Origin of the sequence: Cupriavidus phytohabitans, assembly GCF_017815025.1 — a bacterium.
Classification (GTDB): Bacteria; Pseudomonadota; Gammaproteobacteria; order Burkholderiales; family Burkholderiaceae; genus Cupriavidus.
In genome coordinates, this window is sequence record NZ_JAGIQB010000119.1 from 1 (window position 1) to 5,859 (window position 5,859).

Here is a 5,859-nt window from a genome sequence, read left to right on the forward strand (position 1 = left end):
AAGCGCTGCAGATCATGACTGGAATCTTCTGGGATTTAGGCGATTCGGATGAGAAAGGCTATGCCCTCACTTAGCCCGTTCTCCCCGAAGCTGTACGTTTTTATGAAGTAGCACATTAAAATACTGCCGCCCCATGAACACAGCCATTACCACTCCCCACGTCAGGGACGAAGAAGGAAACAGGTCATTAAAGCGCCTGATTATTGCGACGAGCATAGGCAACGCGCTTGAATGGTTCGATTTTGCAGCCTATGGCTTTTTTGCCGTCACCATCTCGAAACTGTTCTTTCCGACGAGCAACGAGACAGTCTCGTTGATGCTGACGTTCGGAACCCTTGGTATTTCGTATGTTTTCAGGCCTGGGAGCGCTGCTGTTGGGGCGGTATGCCGATCGCAAGGGAAGAAAGGCTGGCTTATTGATGTCGCTCGCGCTGACGATGTTCGGCACGCTAATCTGCGCAACCATCCCGACGTACGAAACCATTGGTATTGCGGCCCCTATCGGATTGATGGCCGCGCGAATCATCATCTCCTTCTCGACTGGGGGCGAGTTCGGAAGCGGCACCGCTCTCATGTTCGAACAGAAATCAGGCGGCAAGGCATTCTTGGCGAGTTGGCAGTTCTCGAGCCAAGGTATGAGCACCGTGATGGCATCGTGCGCAGGGTTACTGCTAAGCACCCTTCTCACCCAATCTCAGATCGACAATGGGGGGTGGCGTCTTCCGTTCGTCTTCGGCCTACTCGTCGGACCTGTAGGCCTCTACATCCGAAAGCATATCGATGACACCATGTCGCCAGCAAAAGTGAGCGAGCAGCACCCGCTTCAATCTACCAGCTCGCCAATTGTTACGTTGCTAAGTACCTGCAAGCTTCGGATCCTACTTGCTGCAGGAGTCATGGCGGTATCCACCGCTGCAAGCTATCTCATGATTCTCTACATGCCGACCTATGCGGTAATGCAACTGCATTTGCCTGCCACTACAGGCTTTGCGGCCACGGTCACGACTGGTGCGATTCTGATGTTCCTCACCCCATTTATGGGGGCTGCCGCAGACCAGTACGGCCGTACGAAGCTTATGGCGGCATCCGCACTCATTACCCTGGTTACGATTTATCCGTGTTTCGCCTGGCTTGTTCACTCGCCGAAGCTTTCGGTTCTCATCACGATCATGATCCTGGCGGGCATCCTCAAAGCAATCTACTACGGCCCCCTCGCGGCCTTGCTGTCCTCGCTGTTCCCCAAGAACATCCGCAGCACCGGACTAGGCTTCAGCTACAACCTCGGCGTCATGGTGTTCGGTGGCTTTACACCGTGGTTTGTCACCCTCCTGATCGGACGGACTGACAATCCTCTTTCACCAGCTTTCTACCTGATCGGATGCGCTTTGCTTAGTCTCTCCTGCCTCGCGTTTCTGAAACTACGAGTCCGGGTATTCAAGTAGCCATGCTTTCACGTTCACCACGACGCCGCGGCATTGCCTGCACCCTGACCGGGCCGCCATCGGATGACTATTTTTTAATGATAGCCCTTTGGTTTTACAAAATCATTTCAGTCATCTAATTTTCGACACCAATCATGAATATCTCCACGACGAATGGCGAGCAGTCAGTAGCGGGAATCCGTGGCTTTATGGTTCCGTTGCACTGCGAGGACCTTGTTCCAACCATGCAGTTCTTCATCGAACGGCTAGGCTTTCGTATTGACGCAATCTTCCCCGCTGATTCACCGCGAACAGCCATCCTTTCCGGAAAAGGTCTGACGGTGCTTCTGCGGCCTGGCAAGCGAGCGAGTGCTGAAGAACTGCATTTGCTTTGTGATGACCCAGGCCAACTCGGAGAAGGCGTGCGCGAACTCATCGCCCCCAACGGCGTGAAGGTCCGCTTAACCTATGCCAATCCGCCGATGCAGTCGGTGGAATCCAAACAAGAGCTCTCCGTCTCCCTTCAGGCCGATGGCACGCCGTGGACAGTTGGCCGGGCTGGTCTTCGCTACCGAGATCTGCTGCCAGGGCGTCATGGCGGCGCCTTTGTGGCTTCGCATATCCGGATCCTCGAAGGTGGACCGGTTCCTGACTACGTGCACTATCACAAGGCTCGCTTCCAGGTGATCTTCTGCCGCAAAGGCTGGGTGCGCGTCGCGTATGAGGGCCAAGGCGATCCGTTTGTTCTAAGCCCGGGCGACTGTGTCTTGCAACCGACAATGATCCGGCATCGAGTTCTCGAGAGCTCCGCCGGCGCGGAAGTGGTTGAGATTGGTAGTCCAGCGGAGCACATCACGATGGCGGACCAGAACATGGTCTTGCCAAACGGCCTGTATGCGCCAGACCACAAGTTCGAAGGTCAGCGTTTCGTGCGATTCATCGCCGAAAAGGCTTCCTGGGAAATTTGGAAATCGCCAGGATTCATCGCGGCCGATACCGGTATCGGCGAGGCGACAAATGGCCTGGGTGGCGTTCGCCTCGTCCGTCCGAAGAGAACCTCAGCGAGTGCCAAACGGCTGCACGCCACCGAGTTCTGCCTGTTCTTCATCCTCAATGGCTCGCTTACTGTCACCACCGGCAGCACTCCCTACGCATTGAGTGCAGACGACAGCATCGTCATTCCTGGCAATACCTCGTACAGCCTCGACGAGTGCAGTGCGGATCTTGAGATGCTTGAGGTTACGCTGCCAGCGGACTTCGACCTATCGATCTGATTCGATATTTGCACCGTCGTCTGCCGATACCATGACCCAAGAAAAGAATCTAAAGATATGAAAATCGCAAAGCGCATCTCGACATCGTCAAAGAAGTCCTTTGGCATGTATGCTTACCTGGAGGGTGCAGGCCGGAGCCTCATTCACCTGGAAATCGGCCGACCGTTCGCCGACACACCCGCTGTCATCAAGGAGGCGACAATCGCCGCACTCCAACGTGGCGAGGTTCACTATAGCGATCCGCAAGGCCTACCGATCCTTCGCGAGGCGCTCGCACGCAAGCTGGCCAAGAAGAACGGACTCGATGTCTCGCCCGAACAGATCCTCGTGACCAATGGGCTGACCCACGCAGCCTTCGCCGCCTTCATGGCACTGCTGGACGATGGCGATGAAGTCATCCTCCTCTCACCGCACTATCCGCAGCACCTCGGGAAGATTGAGTTGGCTGGTGCGCGCCCGATCCTGGTTGCCCTGGACAAGGATCGGGGATTCAGCATCGATGGAAAGATCATCGAGGCGGCTATCACTGAACGAACCCGCATGATCGTACTGGTGAATCCCTCGAACCCAACCGGCCGCGTCTACAGCCTCGCTGAGTTGGGCGAACTGGCTCAGATCGCAATCCGCCACGATTTGATTGTTGTGTCGGACGAGGTCTATGAGGACATCACGTATGACGATGCCCGACATGTCAGCATCGCCTCGCTGCCGGGCATGAGTACACGAACTGTATCCATGTTCGCATTCACCAAATCCTACGCGATGGATGGCTGGCGTGTGGGATATCTGGTTGCGCCTCGAGAAGTTATCCCAGCGATGCTGAAAATCACCATGAACGACGTGACGCACGTGAACACCTTCGCGCAGTATGGTGCACTCGCCGCCGTCGTAGATGAAAGTGGTACGCTAGCCGGCCTTGTGCAAGAGGACAACGAAAAGCGAGATCTCGTGGTGGCAGCCATGAACGCCATTCCCGGCATCCGGTGCGCTGTCCCCGAAGGTGGCATCTATGCCTTTGCGAACATCGAATCGACGGGCATTCCCTCTCAGGCCCTCGCGGAGCAGATCTTGGAGGAGGTGGCAGTTGCAACGGAGGCTGGGAGCTTCTATGGCCGGGCCGGCGAGGGATACCTCCGTATCTGCTTTGGCTCAGAGTCCAAGGAGAGACTGGCGGAAGCGATGACGAGGCTGCGCGCGTTCTTTGTCCGGCTCGAAGAGAGCAAGCAGCCGCAATGAACTGAAACGAAATGAGAGTCTTACCCAACGAAAGCTAAGCCTTTTTACGTTCGTCGTGTCTTCCTCGTGTGTACTCGCCGCCGGTCAGCATGGAACTTGCATTCCCAGCAAACATAGGTTGTCGAATCTCTAACACGTCGAATGTGAAAGACCTCTAATGTTACGACGCGACATACATTTTATATGTGTTTGGTAAGCCAAGCTTGTGAAAAAGAACCGCCGTCTAGGTTTTCTCGATTGACACGGATATTCACCAGTGACGCAAGCCTTGGTTCGTTGTCGTCTAGCGTGGCGCGCTACGCGCCGACACTGTGAAATCTCTTCCGGCCTCGATTCCTACTAACAACGAGATATTGGATTCATTCACTACAACACGAGTGCGTCTGTCCCCGCACCAGCTTGACCGCACATTGGATGAAGATATGGCAGCGATGAAGCGAGCTGGAATCTCTACCTCTCAATGGCAAGGTGATTAATCTAAGGGCAAGGGCACCTCCCGGGAGCATCGTTGAATCCGGTATGCGAGGACGGGAATTGGTGATTGGCTTCTCGAAGGAAAACGGGGCAACGGGTGAGAGCAATTTGCGGAAGATAGCGCCGTTAGGTGCTCAGAAACTGACTTTTAGACAAGAAAATTCAATGCTTGATCATGTAGGCTCATACGCGGGGGACCCTATTCTCTCGTTAATGGAGAAGTTCGCTGCCGATGAGACCGTCGGTAAGGCAAACCTGGGAATCGGCTTGTATTACGACGATAATGGTCGCATTCCTATTTTGTGCAGTGTGGGTGAGGCGGCCCAAGCGCTGCGCAACAATCCGCAGCCGCATACTTATCTCCCGATGGAAGGGCTATCACGTCTGCGCGAGTGCATTCAAGATCTGGTTTTTGGCAAAGATACCGACGCAGTTCGAGAAGGGCGCGTTGCTACTATTCAGACCATTGGCGGATCCGGTGCGCTGCACGTGGCGGCACGCTTTATCCGCGCTTACTTTCCGGACAGTGCTGTTTGGATCAGCGATCCCACATGGGACAATCACAGGCCGCTGCTGGAATCAGCCGGGCTCAACGTCGGTGTCTATCCGTACTACGATGCAAAGACACAGGGTGTTGACATCGAAGGAATGATTGCGACTCTGAACGGCTTGCCCGAGAAGAGCATTGTCTTGCTGCAGCCGAGCTGTCACAATCCGACCGGCTGCGACCTGACGCCGGACCAGTGGGATCGCGTAGTCGACATCATGGAGCAACGCAGGCTGATTCCGTTCATGGATATGGCTTACCAAGGCTTCGGTGATGGGTTAAATGAAGATGCGTCTCCCATTCGGAAGCTCATTGCGCGTAGCATGACCGTCTTTGTATCCAACTCATTCTCCAAAAACTTCTCGCTCTACGGTGAGCGGGTAGGCGGACTTTCTGTTGTCTGTGCCAATGCTGACGTCGCTGGCCGAGTCCTCGGCCAGTTGAAGTCTATCGTGCGCACGATTTACTCGAGTCCCCCGCTTCACGGCGCTCGCATCATCGCCACGGTTCTGGAAGATCCGACCATGCATCAGATGTGGGAAGCGGAAATTGAGCAAATGCGCGTGCGCATCAAGTCGATGCGGAAGATCCTGCGTGAAGTGATGGAAGCCAACATTCCTTCCATGGATGCATCCTATCTGACGACACAGCGTGGAATGTTCAGTTACACAGGACTCACGCCTGAAGAGACGTTCTGGCTGAAGGATGAGAAGGCCATCTACATGGTTCAGTCCGGACGAATCTGTGTCGCCGGTCTGAGCGAGCAGAACGCGCCGCGCGTGGCAGAGGCCCTTGCAGAAGTCATGGCGCGGCGACAGCAGGTTGCTGCCCTAACAGGCTGCTGAAATACCGGCAGTGGACGTCAGCGCGACGACTTGCTGAATCGTTAATCTGAGGACTCCTTACA

Annotated in this window: 3 protein-coding genes and 1 pseudogene; all 4 read left to right on the plus strand. The window is 55.2% G+C overall.

Annotation, left to right across the window (positions count from 1 at the left end):
* The first annotated feature begins 133 nt into the window (after positions 1-133).
* The 4 genes and pseudogenes from J8I34_RS32990 (at position 134) to J8I34_RS33005 (ending at position 5,797) form a co-directional block, all read left to right on the plus strand.
* Positions 134-1,442, plus strand: a pseudogene (locus J8I34_RS32990) (MFS transporter).
* 134 nt (positions 1,443-1,576) lie between these two features.
* A complete protein-coding gene (locus J8I34_RS32995) occupies positions 1,577-2,695 on the plus strand; it encodes a cupin domain-containing protein (protein WP_209808400.1) in 1,119 nt (372 codons plus the stop codon).
* Between the two features lie 57 nt (positions 2,696-2,752).
* Entirely contained in the window at positions 2,753-3,931 is a 1,179-nt protein-coding gene (locus J8I34_RS33000) for a pyridoxal phosphate-dependent aminotransferase (protein ID WP_209808402.1), read from the plus strand.
* A 639-nt stretch (positions 3,932-4,570) separates the two neighbouring features.
* Positions 4,571-5,797: an amino acid aminotransferase gene (locus J8I34_RS33005; RefSeq protein ID WP_209808403.1), complete on the plus strand. Its 1,227-nt coding sequence runs from the start codon at positions 4,571-4,573 to the stop codon at positions 5,795-5,797.
* The last annotated feature ends 62 nt before the right edge of the window (positions 5,798-5,859 follow it).

What these genes read in the sequence shown, in the direction of transcription:
- J8I34_RS32995 (WP_209808400.1), top strand. Translation starts at nt 1,577, where the DNA reads ATGAATATCTCCACGACGAATGGCGAGCAGTCAGTAGCGGGAATCCGT.
- J8I34_RS33000 (WP_209808402.1), top strand. Translation starts at nt 2,753, where the DNA reads ATGAAAATCGCAAAGCGCATCTCGACATCGTCAAAGAAGTCCTTTGGC.
- J8I34_RS33005 (WP_209808403.1), top strand. Translation starts at nt 4,571, where the DNA reads ATGCTTGATCATGTAGGCTCATACGCGGGGGACCCTATTCTCTCGTTA.